Annotated in this window: 18 protein-coding genes, 1 tRNA gene and 1 riboswitch; of the genes, 12 read left to right on the top strand and 7 right to left on the bottom strand. The window is 71.9% G+C overall.

The window, feature by feature from the left end:
* Window positions 1-404: NUDIX hydrolase (locus ACJA3G_RS11935; RefSeq protein ID WP_406552903.1), on the top strand; the 404-nt coding region annotated here is incomplete at its 5' end.
* Window positions 405-506: 102 nt separating this feature from the next.
* On the opposite strand, the gene ACJA3G_RS11930 is transcribed toward ACJA3G_RS11935, so the two are convergent.
* Window positions 507-1,874 (bottom strand): FAD-dependent oxidoreductase, encoded by a 1,368-nt coding sequence (locus ACJA3G_RS11930; RefSeq protein ID WP_406552902.1) that lies wholly within the window; start codon window positions 1,872-1,874, stop codon window positions 507-509.
* 121 nt (window positions 1,875-1,995) lie between these two features.
* Between ACJA3G_RS11930 and ACJA3G_RS11925 the strand changes: the two genes are divergently transcribed.
* Both ACJA3G_RS11925 and ACJA3G_RS11920 read left to right on the top strand, forming a co-directional pair.
* Window positions 1,996-2,382: an ArsR/SmtB family transcription factor gene (locus tag ACJA3G_RS11925; RefSeq protein ID WP_406552901.1), complete on the top strand. Its 387-nt coding sequence runs from the start codon at window positions 1,996-1,998 to the stop codon at window positions 2,380-2,382.
* Window positions 2,382-2,879 carry a GNAT family N-acetyltransferase gene (locus ACJA3G_RS11920; protein WP_406552900.1) on the top strand — a complete coding sequence of 166 codons (498 nt, stop codon included), beginning with the start codon at window positions 2,382-2,384 and terminating at the stop codon, window positions 2,877-2,879. Before ACJA3G_RS11925 ends, ACJA3G_RS11920 begins: the two co-directional genes overlap by 1 nt.
* Window positions 2,880-2,892: 13 nt before the next feature.
* Here the strand turns inward: ACJA3G_RS11920 and ACJA3G_RS11915 are convergent, their stop codons facing one another.
* The 4 genes from ACJA3G_RS11915 to ACJA3G_RS11900 are packed head-to-tail and all read right to left on the bottom strand — an operon-like array spanning window position 2,893 to window position 5,582.
* Window positions 2,893-3,966: an ArsO family NAD(P)H-dependent flavin-containing monooxygenase gene (locus ACJA3G_RS11915; RefSeq protein ID WP_406552899.1), complete on the bottom strand. Its 1,074-nt coding sequence runs from the start codon at window positions 3,964-3,966 to the stop codon at window positions 2,893-2,895.
* Window positions 3,963-4,163, bottom strand: a complete 201-nt coding sequence (locus ACJA3G_RS11910) for a hypothetical protein (protein ID WP_406552898.1) — start codon at window positions 4,161-4,163, stop codon at window positions 3,963-3,965. The genes ACJA3G_RS11915 and ACJA3G_RS11910 overlap by 4 nt, the downstream gene beginning before the upstream one ends.
* A 13-nt stretch (window positions 4,164-4,176) precedes the next feature.
* Entirely contained in the window at window positions 4,177-5,271 is a 1,095-nt protein-coding gene (arsB, locus tag ACJA3G_RS11905; RefSeq protein WP_406552897.1) for an ACR3 family arsenite efflux transporter, read from the bottom strand.
* Window positions 5,271-5,582 carry an ArsR/SmtB family transcription factor gene (locus ACJA3G_RS11900; RefSeq protein WP_406552896.1) on the bottom strand — a complete coding sequence of 104 codons (312 nt, stop codon included), beginning with the start codon at window positions 5,580-5,582 and terminating at the stop codon, window positions 5,271-5,273. Before ACJA3G_RS11900 ends, arsB begins: the two co-directional genes overlap by 1 nt.
* 100 nt (window positions 5,583-5,682) lie before the next feature.
* Between ACJA3G_RS11900 and ACJA3G_RS11895 the strand changes: the two genes are divergently transcribed.
* The 9 genes from ACJA3G_RS11895 to ACJA3G_RS11855 all read left to right on the top strand — a co-directional run bounded on the left by ACJA3G_RS11895 (window position 5,683) and on the right by ACJA3G_RS11855 (window position 14,371).
* Window positions 5,683-6,096, top strand: a complete 414-nt coding sequence (locus ACJA3G_RS11895; RefSeq protein WP_406552895.1) for an arsenate reductase ArsC — start codon at window positions 5,683-5,685, stop codon at window positions 6,094-6,096.
* The gene (gene trxB, locus ACJA3G_RS11890) at window positions 6,093-7,079 is read left to right on the top strand and encodes a thioredoxin-disulfide reductase (RefSeq protein WP_406552894.1); all 987 of its coding nucleotides are present in this window, start codon (window positions 6,093-6,095) and stop codon (window positions 7,077-7,079) included. Before ACJA3G_RS11895 ends, trxB begins: the two co-directional genes overlap by 4 nt.
* Window positions 7,080-8,020: 941 nt before the next feature.
* Window positions 8,021-8,896, top strand: coding sequence for a helix-turn-helix domain-containing protein (locus tag ACJA3G_RS11885; protein WP_406552893.1), 876 nt, complete (start codon window positions 8,021-8,023; stop codon window positions 8,894-8,896).
* A gap of 143 nt (window positions 8,897-9,039) precedes the next feature.
* Window positions 9,040-10,107: a PhlD gene (locus ACJA3G_RS11880; RefSeq protein ID WP_406552892.1), complete on the top strand. Its 1,068-nt coding sequence runs from the start codon at window positions 9,040-9,042 to the stop codon at window positions 10,105-10,107.
* A gap of 65 nt (window positions 10,108-10,172) precedes the next feature.
* Window positions 10,173-10,246, top strand: a tRNA-Met gene (locus ACJA3G_RS11875).
* A 108-nt stretch (window positions 10,247-10,354) separates the two neighbouring features.
* A complete protein-coding gene (locus tag ACJA3G_RS11870) occupies window positions 10,355-10,648 on the top strand; it encodes a hypothetical protein (protein WP_406552891.1) in 294 nt (97 codons plus the stop codon).
* A gap of 117 nt (window positions 10,649-10,765) precedes the next feature.
* A complete protein-coding gene (locus tag ACJA3G_RS11865; RefSeq protein ID WP_406552890.1) occupies window positions 10,766-11,914 on the top strand; it encodes a PP2C family protein-serine/threonine phosphatase in 1,149 nt (382 codons plus the stop codon).
* 155 nt (window positions 11,915-12,069) lie between these two features.
* A riboswitch (cyclic di-AMP (ydaO/yuaA leader) is annotated at window positions 12,070-12,250 on the top strand.
* 9 nt (window positions 12,251-12,259) lie between these two features.
* Window positions 12,260-13,351 (top strand): M23 family metallopeptidase, encoded by a 1,092-nt coding sequence (locus ACJA3G_RS11860; protein ID WP_406552889.1) that lies wholly within the window; start codon window positions 12,260-12,262, stop codon window positions 13,349-13,351.
* A 75-nt stretch (window positions 13,352-13,426) separates the two neighbouring features.
* Window positions 13,427-14,371, top strand: coding sequence for an aldo/keto reductase (locus tag ACJA3G_RS11855; RefSeq protein WP_406552888.1), 945 nt, complete (start codon window positions 13,427-13,429; stop codon window positions 14,369-14,371).
* 3 nt (window positions 14,372-14,374) lie between these two features.
* Here ACJA3G_RS11855 and ACJA3G_RS11850 read toward each other — a convergent pair whose 3' ends face one another.
* Together ACJA3G_RS11850 and trmB are read right to left on the bottom strand one after the other, a co-directional pair.
* Entirely contained in the window at window positions 14,375-15,895 is a 1,521-nt protein-coding gene (locus tag ACJA3G_RS11850; protein ID WP_406552887.1) for a PrsW family intramembrane metalloprotease, read from the bottom strand.
* Between the two features lie 54 nt (window positions 15,896-15,949).
* Window positions 15,950-16,664 (bottom strand): tRNA (guanosine(46)-N7)-methyltransferase TrmB (gene trmB, locus ACJA3G_RS11845; RefSeq protein ID WP_406552886.1); only part of this gene is annotated, 715 nt, incomplete at its 5' end.

The raw sequence follows: 16,664 nt of genomic DNA, 5'->3' as shown, positions 1-16,664 counted from the left end.
CCTCCGTGATCGTGGCTCGGGATGACGACGGCCAAGTGGCCATCCTGGCGGCCGACTTCCCACGTCACGGCGGCGAGTACCTGTTCCTGCCCGGTGGGCGCCGGGAAGGCGGTGAGAGTCCCGAGGAGTGCGCCCGGCGCGAACTGCGCGAGGAAGCCGGCATCACCGCCGACCACTGGCGTCCCCTCGGGGCGTACGCGATGACTCTCGACTCGACCGCACGCGTCCACCTTTTCGAAGCCCGCGAACTGGCCTTGGGGCCCCAGCAACTCACGCCTACGGAGGAGGACTTCAAGCTCTCCTGGTGGCCCATGCCGACCGCTATCCAGGCAGCCGAGGAGGGGCGCTTCCTGCTGCCAGCTGGGCCACTCGCGCTCCTCCTTGCCGAACGCACTACACCCTGACGTTCAGCGCCGGGGCAGCATGACGCGAGGCCGCGACCGGCCCCCCGTTCCGGTCGCGGCCCCGCGCTCGTACTCGTCGGCCCGGCGGTTATTCGCCTTTGGTCAGCAGCCTCCGGAAGGTGCCGGGGCACCGGCGCCGATCTGGAGGGTGGCTGGGGCGGCACAGCAGCCACCACCGTGGCCCGCCTGGGCGGTGTCGGGCTCGTCGAACAGGCCGGCGCCGCCGCACACCCCGGTCTCGGGGAGGGTCAGTTCGACGCGTTCAGCGGCTTCCTGGTCGCCCGCGAGGGCAGCGGCGATGGAGCGGACCTGCTCGTAGCCGGTCATGGCGAGGAAGGTGGGGGCGCGGCCGTAGGACTTCATGCCGACCAGGTAGACGTCCGTCTCGGGGTGGGACAGTTCGCCCGCACCGTGCGGGTAGACGGTGCCGCAGGAGTGGACGTTGGGGTCGATCAGAGGGGCCAGATCGACCGGGGCCTGGAGGCGCTCATCGAGGGCGAGACGGAGCTCGTCGACGAAGGACAGGTCGGGGCGGAAGCCGGTGAGTCCGATGACCTCGTCGACCGGGTCGAGGCGGCGGCCGTCCTCGCCCATCAGCACCAGGCGGCCGTCCTCGGTCGTCTCCACGGCCTGGGTGCGGAAGCCGGTCACCGCGTCGGCGAGCCCGTCGTCGACAGCGGCCTTGGCGGCCAGGCCCAGAGCGCCGCGCGCGGGGAGCTGGTCGGCCTCGCCGCCGCCAAAGGTCGAGCCGCTGATGCCGCGGCGCAGGATCCACACGGAGTGGGTGCCAGGCTCCTCCTTCGCCAGCGCGGCGAGGGCGGCCAGAGCGGTGAAGGCGGAGGCGCCGGAGCCAACGACGGCGGTGCGCCTGCCCGCGTAACGGGCCCGCACGGACGGGTCCTTGAGGTTGGGGACGCGGTAGGAGATCTTGTCGGCCGCGGCCTTCTCGCCCAGGGCCTGGAGGCCGTCGCCGCCGAGCGGGCTGGGCGTCGACCACGTGCCGGAGGCGTCGATGACAGCGCGGGCGAACAGCCGGTCCCCGGCGCCGTCGGCGTACTCGATGTGGACCGTGAAGGGCTGCTGGTCACGGTCGGCGTCCACGACGCGGTCGCGTCCGGTACGGGAGACGCCGGTGACCCGGGCGCCGCAGCGGACGCGCTCGCCGAGGGCGTCGGCGAGGGGCCGGAGGTAATGCTCGGCCCAGTCGGCGCCGGTGGGGTACGTGGCACCGTCGGGCTTGACCCAGCCGGTGGGGGCGAGCAACTTCTCGGCGGCCGGGTCGACGACCTCGGCCCAGGTGGAGAAGAGGCGGACGTGCGACCAGTCGCGCACCGTGCTGCCCGCAGCTGGACCCGCCTCCAGGACCAGCGGTTCGATGCCGCGCTCGACCAGGTGGGCGGCGGCAGCCAGGCCGATGGGGCCGGCGCCGATGACCACGACGGGCAGGGCGGCGGCGGTGTTCTCGCTCATTGAATTGCTCCTGAGACAGGGCGGGGCGGACTAAGACAGCGACTCCGTCGATCTTCTGATTCGACGTTCTTCGATATGCAGGAGCTTGCCCCATCGGATCGAAGGATGTCAATATTGACGTATGTCGAATTTGAGTGTGGCCTCGGATGTGGTGGAGCTGCCGGTCCTGGACCAGGCCGACGCATCGGTGGTGCCCTGCTGCCCGCCACTGAACGAGCGCCCGTTGAGTGCGGAGGAGGCCGAGCGGACCGCAAAGATGTTCAAGGCGCTCGGCGACCCGATCCGACTGCGGCTGTTCTCGGCGGTCGCCTCGCACGAGGGCGGCGAGGCATGCGTTTGCGACGTCTCCGACGTGGGGGTCTCTCAGCCGACCGTCTCCCACCACCTGAAGAAGCTGAAGGAGGCGGGCCTGCTGTCCTCCGAGCGGCGCGGGACGTGGGTGTTCTACCGGGTTGAGCCGTCGGTGCTGGCCGCTATGGGCGCCCTGCTGACTACGGCCGCCCGCTGATGCCGACCCCCGTGATCGTCCCGCTGACAGCCGCCCACGCCGATGAGGTCCTGGCGATCTACCAGGCCGGGATCGACGAGGGCAACGCCACCTTCGAAACCACCGCCCCAGACTGGGCCGCCTTCGACTCCGCCAAGCTGCCCGCGCACCGCTTCACCGCGCTCGGCGAGGACGGCAAGGTGCTGGGCTGGGTCGCGGTATCCCCGGTCTCTGACCGGTGCGCGTACGCGGGCGTCGTGGAGCATTCGGTGTACGTCCACCCCGCGGCCCGCGGAAGGGGCGTCGCCCGAGCCCTGTTGAATGCCCTGATCGAGTCCACGGACACGGCGGGCGTGTGGACCATCCAGTCCGGGATCTTTCCCGAGAACACCGCCAGCCTCGCGCTCCACCAGCGCGCCGGCTTCCGTGTGATCGGCACTCGCGAGCGTATCGGCCGCCACCACGGCATGTGGCGCGATGTCGTCCTCCTTGAACGCCGCAGCCCCGTCATCGACTGAACGGCTGCCCCTCCTACGGCCGTACGGTGCCGAACTGTTCGGCGATTGCGCGCGCCGCGTCGCGGGCGGGGCGGCCGACACCGATGAGGGTCGCGGAGGCTGGGCCGGTCCAATCGCCGTAGCCGAGCAGGTGCAGGCGGGACTCGTCCACCGCGCGGGTCCCGTGCGTGGGGATCTGGCCGCGCGGACCGCGCAACCCCAGCGGCGCCAGATGCGACAGGGCTGGGCGGAAGCCCGTGCACCAGATGACCGCGTCGACTGCGGCACGCGAGCCATCGGCCCACTCCACGCCGTCGCTCGTCAGGCGCGTGAACATGGGCTGGGCCTTGAGGAGCCCGGCGTCGCGGGCCGCGCGCACGGGCGGGACGGCAACGACGTCGCCCAGTGAGGCGACGCCTCCGGTGTCCGCCTGGCCGCGCTCCAGCGCCCGGCGGCGGGCGGTGGCCGCGTCGAACAGGGCCCGGCCGTCGATGTCGTCGGCGAGGAAGCGGGGTTCGCGCTGGGTGACCCACAGCAGGTCGGCATGCGGGGCGAGGTCAGCGGCGATCTGGGCGCCGGAGTTACCGCCGCCCACCACGACGACGCGCTGCCCTGCGAAGGCGACAGGGCTGCGGTACTCCACGGTGTGCAGCTGCCGGCCGGTGAAGACCTCCCGGCCGGGGACCGCGGGCAGGAACGGGCGCCACCAAGTGCCGGTGGCACTGATGACAGCGCGGGCCCGCCAGGTGCCGGAGTCTGCCTCCACCCGCAGGAGCTCGCCGTCGCGGTGCACGCCCTGGACACGCACGGGACGGCGCACAGGCAGCTCGTACCGCTGCTCATAGTCGGCGAGATAGCCCACGACATGAGCGGCGTCGGGATAGTTCTCGCCTTCCTGGGGTGGCATGAGCCGTCCGGGCAGGGAGGAGTACGCAGCCGGGGAGAACAGATGAAGAGAGTCCCAGGCGTGCTGCCAGGCCCCGCCCGGGGCCGCCTGGGAGTCGAGAATGACGAACTCGATACCCAGGCGGCGCAGGTGGTAGCCGGCGGCGAGGCCGGCCTGGCCACCGCCTATCACCACCACATCCACCTGAGGCGGTGCGGTCACGAGACGGGGCGCCGGGGCAGAGCCGCGGCCAGCACGGCGGCGAAGACCACCCCGCAGATCACGGCAACCACCGCCTCGTGCACGACGAGGAAGACCACACCCATACAGATCAGGCCGAGCAGGATGGCCACGCCCAGCCGGTTGGCCTCCAGCCATTCCGGCACGCTCTGCGAATGCTCCTTGCCGTTCTTCGCCATGGGGCTGCTCCTCCTAGAGTGCGGGGGCGAACTTCTTGCGCCAGGCCAGCGATACGTACACGAGGGCGACCAGGACCGGGACTTCGATCAGCGGGCCGACCACGCCTGAGAGGGCCTGGCCGCTGGTGACGCCGAAGGTGGCGATGGCGACCGCGATGGCCAGCTCGAAGTTGTTGCCGGCTGCGGTGAAGGCGAGCGTGGCGGTGCGGTCGTAGTTCAGGCCGATCGCCTTGCCGAGAGCGAAGGTGCCGAACCACATGATGGCGAAGTACACCAGCAGGGGCAGCGCGATCCTCGCCACGTCCAGCGGCTGCGAGGTGATGGTCTTCCCCTGGAGGGCGAAGAGGATGACGATCGTGAAGAGCAGGCCGTAGAGCGCCCAAGGGCCAATCTTGGGGAGGAAGTTGGCCTCGTAGCGCTCGCGGCCCAGCTTCTTCTCGCCGAAGCGGCGGGTCAGGAATCCGGCGAGCAGCGGGATGCCGAGGAAGATGACGACGTTGAGCGCGATCTTCCACATCGAGATGTCCAGGTGCTGGCCGTTGCCAAGGTTGAGCCAGCCGGGCAGCAGGTCGAGATAGAACCAGCCGAGCAGGCCGAACGCCAGGACCTGGAAGACCGAGTTGAGGGCCACGAGCACGGCTGCCGCCTCACGGTCGCCGCAGGCCAGGTCGTTCCAGATGATGACCATGGCGATGCAGCGGGCGAGCCCGACGATGATCAGGCCGGTGCGGTACTCGGGCAGGTCGGCCAGGAAGATCCACGCAAGGGCGAACATGACGGCCGGGCCGAGCACCCAGTTGATCACCAATGAGGAGACCATGAGCTTTTTGTCGCCGGTCACCGCGTCGAGCTTGTCGTAACGCACCTTGGCGAGGACCGGGTACATCATGATCAGCAGACCGACCGCGATCGGGAGGGAGATCCCGCCGATCTCGACCTTGGCGAGGGCGTCGTTCAGGCCGGGGATGGCGCGGCCCAGGCCGAGGCCGAGTCCCATCGCGAGCAGGATCCAGACGGCGAGGAAGCGGTCGAGGATCGACAGCTTGGCGACCACCCCCGTCTCTTCGGCGGTGGTTCTGCCGGTCGTGGTGGGTTCGGTGCTGGTCATCAGCAGGCTCGCTTTCGGCCGGTCTCGACGGTCGTACGGGCGCTGGCCGCCAGCTCGGCGAAGGAGCCCGTCAGGGCCTCCAGTACCTCGGGGCGCAGCTTGTAGTAGATGAATCGGCCGCACGGCTCGCTGTCGACGACACCCGCCTCCCGCAGCACCTTCAGGTGGTTGGAGAGGTTGGTCTGCTTGGCGCCGGTCTCCTCGACCAGGTGCGTGGTGCAGAGCGTCTCTTGGGCGAGCAGGTGCACGATCTTGAGCCTGAGCGGGTCGGCCAGGACCCGCATCAGTTCAGTGTCGACTGACGTCATCATGGGCTGATACTCTCACATCAGTGGTGGCTGACACCACCGGGTGCTGACTTCATTCGCGCCTGATCCTGTCGCGAGACACGTGAGACAAGAGAGACCTCTGATGTCCGACAAGCCTTCCGTGCTGTTCGTCTGCGTCCACAACGCCGGCCGTTCCCAGATGGCCGCCGCCTGGCTGACCCACCTGGCCGGGGGCCGTGTCGAGGTGCGCTCGGCCGGATCCAACCCGGGCAAGGAAGTGAACCCGGCCGCCGTCGCCGCGATGGCCGAGGTCGGCATCGACATCTCCGCCGAGACCCCGAAGATCCTTACCGTCGACGCGGTCAAGGAGTCGGACGTCTGCATCACCATGGGCTGTGGCGACACCTGCCCGGTCTTCCCCGGCAAGCGCTACCTCGACTGGAAGCTGGAAGACCCGGCGGGCCAGGGTGTCGAGGCGGTCCGCCCGATCCGCGACGAGATCAAGGTGCTGGTCGAGGGCCTGATCGCGGAGATCGCCCCGGAGCCATCCGCGTGAGCGTCAACGCCGGCACGGCCTCCGAGGTGCGTAAGGTCATCGTCATAGGTTCGGGGCCGGCGGGCTACACCGCCGCCCTCTATACCGCCCGCGCCCAGCTGGGGCCCCTGCTGTTCGGCAGCTCGATCTTCGTCGGCGGCTCACTGACCACCACCACCGAGGTGGAAAACTTCCCCGGCTTCCCCGATGGCATCGACGGCCCGGTCCTCATGGAGAACATGCGGGCCCAGGCCGAGAAGTTCGGCGCCGAGATGGTCGACGACGACATCGTCGAGGTCGACCTCACCGGCGACATCAAGCTGCTGACCGACTCCTCCGGCACCGTCCACCGCGCGAAGGCCGTGATCATCGCGACGGGCTCCGGCTACCGCAAGCTCGGCCTCCCGGACGAGGACCGCCTCTCCGGCAAGGGCGTCTCCTGGTGCGCGACCTGCGACGGGTTCTTCTTCCGGGACCGAGACATCGTCGTGGTCGGCGGCGGCGACACCGCCATGGAGGAGGCAACCTTCCTGACCCGCTTCACGAAGTCGGTCACCGTCGTCCACCGCCGCGACACCCTGCGCGCGTCCAAGGTGATGCAGGCCCGCGCCGAGGCCGACCCGAAGATCTCCTTCGCGTTCAACAGCGAGATCGCCGCCATCCACGGCGAGACCATGCTCTCCGGTGTCACCCTGCGCGACACGGTCACCGGCGAAACCAGCGAACTGCCCGTCACCGGGCTGTTCATCGCTATCGGCCACGACCCGCGTACCGAGCTGTTCACCGGCCAGCTCGACATGGACGACGAGGGCTACCTCGGCGTCCAGGCCCCCTCGACCCGTACGAACATCCCCGGCGTCTTCGCCGCCGGAGACGTCGTAGACCGCACCTACCGCCAGGCCATCACCGCAGCCGGCACCGGCTGCGCTGCTGCCCTGGACGCCGAGCGCTACCTCGCCGCCCTCACCGACGCGGAGCAGGCCCCCGTCGCGGTGTCCGCCTGAACGGACGGGGCGGCGCTCCCTGGCGTCATTCATGCCGGGAGATCCGCTGGTCAGATCTGCCGCATGCGTGAGCGATGCGTGAGCGGACGCGCCAGCATGGGCCATCCTGACCTGGACCGACCAGCGGGCCGACCCTCACTGACCAGGCGAAACAGGACGTCGAGGGAGCGGCCGGAACCGTCCGGCATGATCTTGTCGGGACTTTTAATCCGTTGGTTGTCGGTTCGAGTCCGACATGGCCTACCGGCAGCAGGGGCGGGGGTAACCTCGCTGACCTGCGCTCCAGCGCCCCGCCCGGGTTCTCCGGGCGGGGCGCTGTGCTGTGTCCGGACGCCCGGTGGCCGGGCTCGGTTCGGGGTCGGCGGCGTTCGGCGGGTAGTTGGGGGCCGGGTCGGCCTCGGGCCCCCGCACGCACACGGCCGGCGCCGTGGGGCCGCCCTGGGGCGGGCTCCACGGCGTCGGCCGTCTCAACCCCGGCCCGCATGCCGGGGCTGGCCGGAGACGGGGGAATGCTGCTCTCCGGCGCGCCGCGGGCGGCCGGTGTCGAGGACGCGACGAATTGGCGATTGTCGACACCGGCCGCTGTCCTGGGTATGCGTACGCCGGTCGTCCCCGCGGCACAGGGACAGCCGCCGCGCCCCTGGTGAGCGGCGTCCCGTGAAGAACACCGAGCAACCGCTTTCACCTGGGTCGATACGCACGAGACCCGTAGGGGCTTCGTGCGCAACAGTGTGGAGGGGCACCCCGCCCCCTTTCCAGGGGGCCGAATTGCAGATAATGATCCAGCCATCAACATTCGGCCCCGGGGACAGGAGAGCGCCGCCACACGTCAGAGCATCCGGTCTCGTCACGTCGCATCAGGTCGCACGCGACAGGCCTCCCGGGCGGCCCCGCCCCTCGTTCGTTCCGCCGCCGCGACAGCCGTTCGTCCCCGTCCCCCCGTGAACGAAGGTCCCGCCTTGCCGCCGCTCGCCGCCCGTGACCGTATGTCCCTCAAGACGCTCCTCCAGGAGCGGCGCGCCGCCATCCACCCGGAGTCCGCCGGGTTCCCGCCGCGCCAGGCGGGGCCGGGGCGACGGGTCGCCGGGCTCAGCCAGGAGCAGATGGACCTCCTGCTGGAGCGCACCCCGGGCACCTACAACCGGTTCGAGAACGGGCAACTCAACCCCACCGCCGAGTTCCTGACGAACGTGGCGCGCGCCCTGCGCCTCAACGAGCAGGAGTGGACGTACCTTTGGCGCCTGACCCGGCGCGAGTACCCGCCGTACACCCTGCACCGCGACTCCGGGATGTCGGTGCCGGGCGTCTGGCAGCGGGTCGTCGAGCAGATCGACGGGGCGATGGCGTACATCACCGACGCCGCCTGGAACCTGCTCGCCCACAACGCTGAGTTCGCCGAGCTCTTCCCGGGCGGTGAGGTCCCCGCCAACACCATGCGGTGGATGACCCTCGACCCGCGGGCGCGCGAGGACGTCCTCACCGACTGGGCGGACCGCTGGGCGCCGATGGTGCTGCCGCAGCTGCGGCACGGTGTGGAGATGCGGCCCAACCACGCGGAGCTGCGGCGCCTGGAGGCCGAGGTGCAGGCCGACCCGGTCGCGGGTCCGCTCTACCGGGAGGCCGGGGACACCCCGATCCCGTACCCGGACGGCTCGGAACGGCCCATCCGCCACAGCCGGTACGGCCCCGGCTGGGTCACCACCTGTGTGGCCGAGCCGGTCACCTCGCCGGGGGCCCGGGTGATGCTGCTCCTCTACTCCCCGGGCGCCTCGCTCGTGAGCCGCCATCCGGTGCTGAGCGCGCCGCTGACGAGCTGAGCGCGCGACCGGCGTGACCGACCGGCGGAGCCCCCTCGGAACGACTCCTTCCGGCTGAGCTCCGTACACATTCCCAGGAACGAATTCCAGCCGCCTCAGTTAAGTTGAGCTCCCGCCCGCCGGTCCTTTGAGGGAGCCCGCCCGTGCCCGCTCACATAGCCCTCCCCGCCGTCGCCCTGCCGGACCACGTCATCGCAACGGATGAGATCTGCGCGGACATTCGGCGTGCCAACCCCGATCGGCCCCGGCTGGAGGCGCACCTTCGGATAGCCCGCGCGACCACCGTCCGCACCCGTCGTTTCACCCGCCCGCTGCACGCCCCGACCGTGGCCGGAAATGCCACTGTCGAGGAGCGGAACAGAGCGGCTTACGAGGACGCCCTGGCACTCGCGGTCCGCTCCGGACGGCAGGCCCTCGCCCACGCCGGCCTCGCCCCCGGCGACATCGACTGCCTGATCACCAGCCACACCACCTCCTGGACCGTGCCGTCCCTCGACGTCGCCCTCGTCCGGGAACTCGGCCTGCGCCCGGACGTACGCCGTGTCCCCATGGCGACCGTCGGCTGCGCGGGCGGCGCGCACGGGCTGGTCAGGGCGGACCAGGACATCGCCGCCCACCCGGGCTCGCACGTCCTGGTCGTCGTCGCGGAGTGCCTGTCGACCGCCACGTACAACCACACCGACACCAGCCGGGAGTCGATGATCTACAAGGTGCTCTTCGGGGACGGCTCGGGCGCGGTCGTCGTCTCGGACACCCCCGCCTGGAGCGGGCCCAGCTTCGTCATCGAGGACACCTTCGAGTACGTCCTGCCCGACAGCCTCGACCGCTACCGGGGCCGTCTCTCGGGGGCCGGACTGCACTTCGACTCCACCACCGCCGCCACCGCCGCGCTCAACGACAGCCTCCCGGCGGTACGCACCTGGCTCGGCGGCAGCGGCAGGGCCCTGGAGTTCGCGGTCGTCCACCCCGGCGGCCCCCGGGTCCTCCAGGACGCCGCCGCCGGGTTCGGCCTGGACGGCGACCGCGAACACGGCGCCCTGCGGCACGCCTGGGCGAGCCTGGCCGCCAACGGGAACCTGGGCGGCTCGGCCGTCCTCGACGTGCTGGCCCGCACCTTCGCGCAGGCCCCCGGCGACCGGCAGTCCGGCCTGATCATCGGCTTCGGCCCGGGCTTCGTGCTGGCCGCCTCCCGGGGCCACTGGTCGGCCTGAGCGCGGCGCCGTCCGTAAAGCGGTACGGAGCACCGTCCGGCATGCCGTACAGTTGTGTTTACCGACGCGGGGTGGAGCAGCTCGGTAGCTCGCTGGGCTCATAACCCAGAGGTCGCAGGTTCAAATCCTGTCCCCGCTACTGAAGTCCCAGGGCCCGGCACATGCGAATGTGCCGGGCCTTCGGCATTTCCCGGGCTTATCGGGACCTCCCGCCGCTGGGTGTACTTACAGTAGTCTCGCGGTTGCTATGCGCGAGCGTGTGGGTGGACTGCTGCGAGCGGCGACGCGGCGCAGGGCGCCCGCCGTGCCGCTGTTCCTCACCCTGTGCGCGCTCCTGATGTGTCTGTCCCTGCCGCTGTCGCGGCCCCTGTCACCCGTCGCGCCCTGGATCTCCGCGCCCTCGCACGCCAAGGGCGTCGCCGCCGCCGTGCCCGGCGGTCCGGCGGCCCGGCGCCACGCCCGGGGCGCCTGCGTCCACGGCCGGCCCGGGCCCCGCCGATGCCGGGCGCGGCTGATCGCGACGGGCGCCGACCGGCACTGAGGGGCGCGGCGCGCACCCGGTTGGCCGAGGAGCGTTCGCGGCGGGCCGCCGGGCCCGGCACCCTGAGTGGGGCGCGCGGGAACGCCGGCGGCCCTGCGGACGGGCGGGAGAGCACGGGTGCGGCAGCGATCGGACGGCGGCGGCCGGGCGGGTTCCCGGCGCCCGGCCCTGGTGCGCGCCCTGCCCGCGCTGCTGCTCGTCGCCGGGGTCGTCCTCGACGTGGCGACCCCGCCCGATCTGACCGCGGCGGCCCTGTTCGCCGCGGCCCCGCTGACCGCGGCCCCCTTCTTCGGCCCCTTCGGCACCGCCGTCGCGGGCACCTCCGCGGTCGGGGCGGTGCTGCTCACCGAGTACCTCCACGACATCCCCAGCACCGGGGAGGCGGTCAGTGAACTGTTCACCGTCACCACCGTCGGCGCCCTGGCCCTGCTCACCAACCGCATGCTGCGCCGCAGCGGCGAACGCCTGGCCTCGGCGCGGGTCATCGCGGAGACCGCCCAGCGCGCCGTGCTGCCCACGCCCGCCGCGCGGATCGGCGGCCTCCAGGTGGCCGCGCGGTACGAGGCGGCCCAGGCCGGAGCGTTCATCGGCGGGGACCTCTTCGCCGTCCAGGACACGCCGTACGGGGTGCGCCTGGTCGTCGGGGACGTCCGGGGCAAGGGCCTTGAGGCGGTCGAGACGGTGGCCGTGGTGATCGGGGCGTTCCGGGAGGCGGCCGAGCAGGAGACGACGCTGGAGGCGGTGGCCGGGCGGCTGGAGCGCGCGCTGACCCGGGAAGGCACCCGGCGCGACGGTCTGGACGCCGTCGAGGGGTTCACCACGGCCGTGCTCGCCGAGATCCCGCACGACGCCACGACCGTACGGCTGGTGAACCGGGGCCACCCCGAACCGCTGCTCCTCCACGCCGACGGGGCGCTCGACGCGCTCACCCCGTCCGACCCCGCGCTGCCGCTGGGGATGGCGGAGCTCGGGGTGTGGCCGGACCGGGCGGACACCTACCCGTTCCCGCTCGGGGCGACGCTGCTCCTCTACACCGACGGCCTAACCGAGGCGCGTTCGGTGGCGCCGCCCGGGGTCTTCTACGACCCGCACGAGCGGCTGCGCGGCCGGATCTTCCCGGGGCCGGAACAGGTCCTGGACGCGCTCGTCGACGATGTGCGCAGACATACGGGCGGGGGCGCGAACGACGACATGGCGCTGCTGGCGGTCGGGCGGCCCGCGGCGGGGCAGCCGGAGCGGTGGCGGACGATGCCGGTGGTGCCGTGACCGTCCGTAGCCGAACGGCGTCCCTGCGCACAGAAATTGACGCACCATCAGCAGCTGTTCCCGGCGATTGCCGGGAACGGCTTGGAATCCGGTCCGCCTGTCTATTAACGTTCGATAACGCAGCGCGGTCGTCCCAGCCGTCGTAGAGGCGGCACCGTGCGCACGCGCCGAATTCCGCAAGGGAACCGGGGAACCACCACCTTGGGGTGAATCGAGCACCTTCGCACCGTCGAAAAGTGCCCGTAGGAGACCTTCCTGCTCCGAACCCTCCCCCAAGCTCTCAAGGAGCAGGGGGGACCCCCACCGCTAACCCGGTAGGCGAGAAGGAAGGAAAGGAGCGCCCCCGTGGCGTCCAACGAGCCTGCCCTCGGCACCCCGCCGCTTCCCCCCGTCACCCCGTACGGGACCGCGCCCAGCGACACCGAGGTGTGGGAGGAGTGGAACCCCACGGAGGAGTCCGTGTCCTCGGTGCGCGGCCGGCACCGCGTCATCAAGCAGCGCGGCGGCCTCGCCCGCAGCTCCACCGTCCTCGGCGTCGGCGTCATCGCGGCCGTCGGCGCGGGCGGCATGGCCAGTGCGCAGACCAAACCGCCGGTCTCCATATCCCTGCCCGACTCCGTCGCGGACAATCTCCCCGATGTGAAGTCCCTGCCGGGCGTCGGCGCACTGATCGCCGACATCGCGGGCGACGACACCGGTGACGACACCGGCGACGCCTCCCCGGCCGCCCGGGCCGACAGATCCGTCGCCGACGCGTTCCTCACCATGGCGGGCGTCTCCCGGGCCGCCGCCGAACAGGGCGCCACCGGCGCCGGTGAGGCCCTGCGCGCCCGCATCCTCCAGCAGGCCGAGCAGCAGCAGAACAACGCCGAGGCCGAGGCGAGGGCAACCGCCGAGAAGACCGCGGCGCAGCAGGCTGCGGCCGAGGCGAAGTCCGCGCAGAGCGCCGCCCAGCAGAAGGCCGCGGCGGCGAAGAAGGCCGCCGAGGAGGCCGCCGCGAAGAAGGCCGAGGAGGAGCGGCTGGCCGAGCTCGCCAAGAGCTACTCGCTCCCGGTCGCCTCGTACACGATCACCTCCACCTTCGGCGAGGCCGGCTCGATGTGGTCCTCCGGCCACCACACCGGCCTCGACTTCGCCGCCCCCACCGGCACCCCCCTCAAGGCGGTCCACGGCGGCACGGTCAAGTCCGCGGGCTGGTCCGGCTCGTACGGCTACCGCACGGTCATCGAGCTGGAGGACGGCTCGGAGCTCTGGTACTGCCACCAGTCCTCCATCGCGGTCAGCGCCGGGCAGAAGGTGACGACGGGCGAGACGATCGGCCGCGTCGGCGCCACCGGCAACGTGACGGGCCCGCATCTGCACCTGGAGGTGCACACCCCGGGCGGCACCGGCGTCGACCCCATGACGTGGCTGCGGTCCAAGGGCCTGAACCCCTGACCCGCGGGCGGTCCGGGGGTCCCGGGGGTTCCGGGGGTACGGAATAGCCGTGCCCCGCCGCTCCGTTCACCCTCCATGACCTCTCTGCGCCCGCTAGGCTCCTCCGACCTGTCCGTCTTCCCGCTCGCCCTGGGCGGCAACGTCTTCGGCTGGACCGCCGACGAGGCCGCCTCGTTCGCGGTGCTCGACGCGTACACCGAGGCGGGCGGCAACTTCGTGGACACCGCCGACGTGTACTCCGCGTGGGCGCCGGGCAACGAGGGCGGCGAGTCCGAGCGGATCATCGGCCGGTGGCTGGCGGCGCGCGGCAACCGCGAGGACGTCGTGCTCGCGACCAAGGGCGGCGGGCACCCCGCGTTCAAGGGCCTCGCGGCCCCCACCATCAAGGCCGCCGCCGAGGAGTCGCTGCGCCGCCTCGGCACCGACTACATCGACCTGTACTACACGCACTTCGACGACGAGTCCGTCCCCGTCGAGGAGATCGTCACCGCCCTCGACCAGCTGGTGCAGGAGGGCAAGGTGCGTGCGGTGGCCGCCTCCAACATCTCTCCCGAGCGGCTCCAGGACTCGCTGGACTTCTCCGACCGCGAGGGCCTGACCAAGTACGTCGCCCTCCAGCCGCACTACAACCTGGTCTCGCGCGGCACCTACGAGGGCACGCTCCAGGACACCGCCGGCCGCTCGGGCCTGGCCGCCGTCCCGTACTTCTCGCTCGCCGCCGGCTTCCTCACCGGCAAGTACCGCCCCGGCCAGGTCGTGGACAGCCCGCGGGCCGGGGGCGCCGCCAAGCACCTGGACACCGAGCGGGGCGTGAAGGTGCTGGCCGCGCTCGAACGCGTCGCGCGGGCGCACGGCGCCGAGCCCGCGAGCGTGGCGCTCGCCTGGCTCGCCGCGCAGCCGACCGTGGTCGCCCCGATCGCCTCGGCCCGGACCGTCGAGCAGTTGCCCGCGCTCCTCGCGGTCGCGGACCTGGAGCTCACGGACGCCGAGCTCAGCGAGCTGAAGACCGCCTCGGCGTAGGGCTCAGCGCCGGTAGGGGTCGTAGGGGGAGGGGGCCTGGGCCTGGCCGTAGCCGTACGGGGGCTGGTTCCCGTACGGGGCCTGGCCTTGGCCGTACGGGGCCTGGTTGCCGTAGGCGGTCTGGCGCTGCCCGTACGGAAGCTGGCCCTGGGCGTACGGGACCTGGCCCTGCCCGTACGGGTGCTGGTTTCCGTAGGAGGCCGCCTGGTGGCCGTACGGGTAGGGCTGCTGCGGGATCCAGATGCGGCCCGCCGCGCCCGCCGCGTACAGCAGCGCGGGGCCGGCCACCTCCCGGCGCGCCCACAGGTGGTGCAGCAGCTCCTGCTCGCGGGCGGTGAAGTCCGGCCCGGCCTCGGAGCGGCGGGCCCGGCGGCGCAGGAACGCCAGGGCCGTCGCGAACGCCTCGTACTCCGCGACCGTCCGCGCCGCCCGCTTGCCCCCGAAGGTGCGGTGGGCGAAGTCGCGGGCCATCGAGCGGGCCCGCATCGAGGAGAGCGCGAGCGGTTCGGCGGGGCCCAGCCAGCCCGCCGCCGCGTACGCGGGCAGCTCCGCCGCGACGGTGCGCAGCTCCCGCTGGCGGCTCCACACCGCCAGCCAGGTCAGCAGGCCGAAGACCGGCACCATGAACGCGGCGTAGACCAGGTAGAAGCCGTACGTCCCGAACGACGACGAGCCGTTCCACAGCGCGTGCATCCCCATCGCGGACAGCAGGCCGAGCACCGGCAGACCGATCCGGCGCCCACGCCGGCCGGGGGCCGCGAGCGCCGCGGTCCCGAAGCCTATGCCGGTGCAGACCGTGAACAGCGGGTGCGCGAACGGCGACATCACGATCCGGACGAAGAACGTCGCCGCGGTCGTCGAGGAGAGCCCGGCGCTATGGCTGACCTGGTCCTCGCCGAAGGCGTTGCCGAGGTACAGGATGTTCTCGGTGAAGGCGAAGCCGGTCGCGGTGAAGCCCGCCACGACGACGCCGTCGACTATCCCCTTGAAGTCCCGTCTGCGGAACAGGAACAGCAGCAGCACGGCGGCGGCCTTGGCGCTCTCCTCGACGACCGGCGCGATCACGGTCGCGCCCAGGTGGTCGGCGGAGGACGGGTCGGCGGTCGCGGTGGCTATCCACTTGGTCGCGAACGAGTTGGCGATGATCGCCACCAGCGCGGCGGCGCACGCCCCCCAGGCGAAGGCGAACAGCAGGTTGCGCCAGGGTCCCGGGTCCACCCGGTCGAGCCAGCGGAACGCGCCGGCCAGCAGCGGCACCGGCAGCACGGCGAGCGCGAGCCCCACCAGGAACCCCTCGGTGCCGGTCTGGTCCCGCACGATCGCGAGGATGACCAGACCGCACAGGGCGAGCAGGGTGATCAGCGCGCCGGCCCGGAACGCCCTGGAGCGCCAGAAGTCGCGCCGCGGCCGGTAGCGCCATTTGGCGCGCTCCGGTACGGCGTCGAACCGCGGCTCGGCGCCGCGCTCCGGGACCGGCTGGAGCGGGCCGGGCGGCTGGCGTTGCGGAAGCGACTCGGACGACACCAGACGACCCTAACGAGGGGTACGGACAATCCGCGACGGTGCGTGGGTTCGCCGTCAGGCGGAGGGCAGCTCGACGGCGCGGGTGAAGAGCAGGTCGTGGACCACATGGCCCTTGTCCAGGCCCTGTCCCTCGAAGCGGGTGAGTGGCCGGAACGCGGGCCTGGGCGCGAAGCCGCCGTCCGCCTGGGTGTTGTCGAACGCGGGGTGCGCGTTCAGCACCTCCAGCATCTGTTCGGCGTACGGCTCCCAGTCGGTGGCGCAGTGCAGCAGGGCGCCGGGCTTGAGCCGGGGCGCGGCCAGCGTGAGGAAGTCGGGCTGGATGATGCGGCGCTTGTGGTGGCGCTTCTTGGGCCAGGGGTCGGGGAAGTAGACGCGCAGCCCGTCCAGCGATTCGGGCGGAAGCATCTCGCGCAGCAGGATGATCGCGTCGCCGTTGGCGACCCGGATGTTGCTGAGGCCGCCGCGCTCGGCGAGGCCGAGGAGGTTGCCCTGGCCGGGGGTGTGGACGTCGACGGCGAGGATGCCGGTGCCGGGGTCGGCGGCGGCCATCTCCGCGGTCGCCTCGCCCATCCCGAAGCCGATCTCCAGGACGACGGGCAGCCCGCCGAACATCTCGTCGAGGTCGAGCGTGCCGCGCCCGTCGATGTCGAGACCCCACAGGGGCCACAGCCGCTCCAGGTACTCGCCCTGGCCGGTGGTCACCCGGCTGCGGCGCGGCTGGAAACTGCGGATGCGCCGTTCGTGGTGGGACCCGGCGGGGTCGGCGACG

Source organism: Streptomyces sp. YS-3 (genome assembly GCF_045257485.1).
GTDB lineage: Bacteria > Actinomycetota > Actinomycetes > Streptomycetales > Streptomycetaceae > Streptomyces.
Note: the sequence above shows the minus strand (reverse complement) of the source record. Positions and strands in the feature narration are given on the sequence as shown.

Bases quoted from the DNA above. Each gene is read 5' to 3' on its own strand.
- ACJA3G_RS11925 (WP_406552901.1), top strand. From the start codon at position 1,996: ATGTCGAATTTGAGTGTGGCCTCGGATGTGGTGGAGCTGCCGGTCCTG.
- arsB (WP_406552897.1), bottom strand. From the start codon at position 5,271: ATGACCAGCACCGAACCCACCACGACCGGCAGAACCACCGCCGAAGAG.
- ACJA3G_RS11910 (WP_406552898.1), bottom strand. From the start codon at position 4,163: ATGGCGAAGAACGGCAAGGAGCATTCGCAGAGCGTGCCGGAATGGCTG.
- ACJA3G_RS11900 (WP_406552896.1), bottom strand. From the start codon at position 5,582: ATGATGACGTCAGTCGACACTGAACTGATGCGGGTCCTGGCCGACCCG.
- ACJA3G_RS11930 (WP_406552902.1), bottom strand. From the start codon at position 1,874: ATGAGCGAGAACACCGCCGCCGCCCTGCCCGTCGTGGTCATCGGCGCC.
- ACJA3G_RS11920 (WP_406552900.1), top strand. From the start codon at position 2,382: ATGCCGACCCCCGTGATCGTCCCGCTGACAGCCGCCCACGCCGATGAG.
- ACJA3G_RS11855 (WP_406552888.1), top strand. From the start codon at position 13,427: ATGACCTCTCTGCGCCCGCTAGGCTCCTCCGACCTGTCCGTCTTCCCG.
- ACJA3G_RS11870 (WP_406552891.1), top strand. From the start codon at position 10,355: ATGCGCGAGCGTGTGGGTGGACTGCTGCGAGCGGCGACGCGGCGCAGG.
- ACJA3G_RS11895 (WP_406552895.1), top strand. From the start codon at position 5,683: ATGTCCGACAAGCCTTCCGTGCTGTTCGTCTGCGTCCACAACGCCGGC.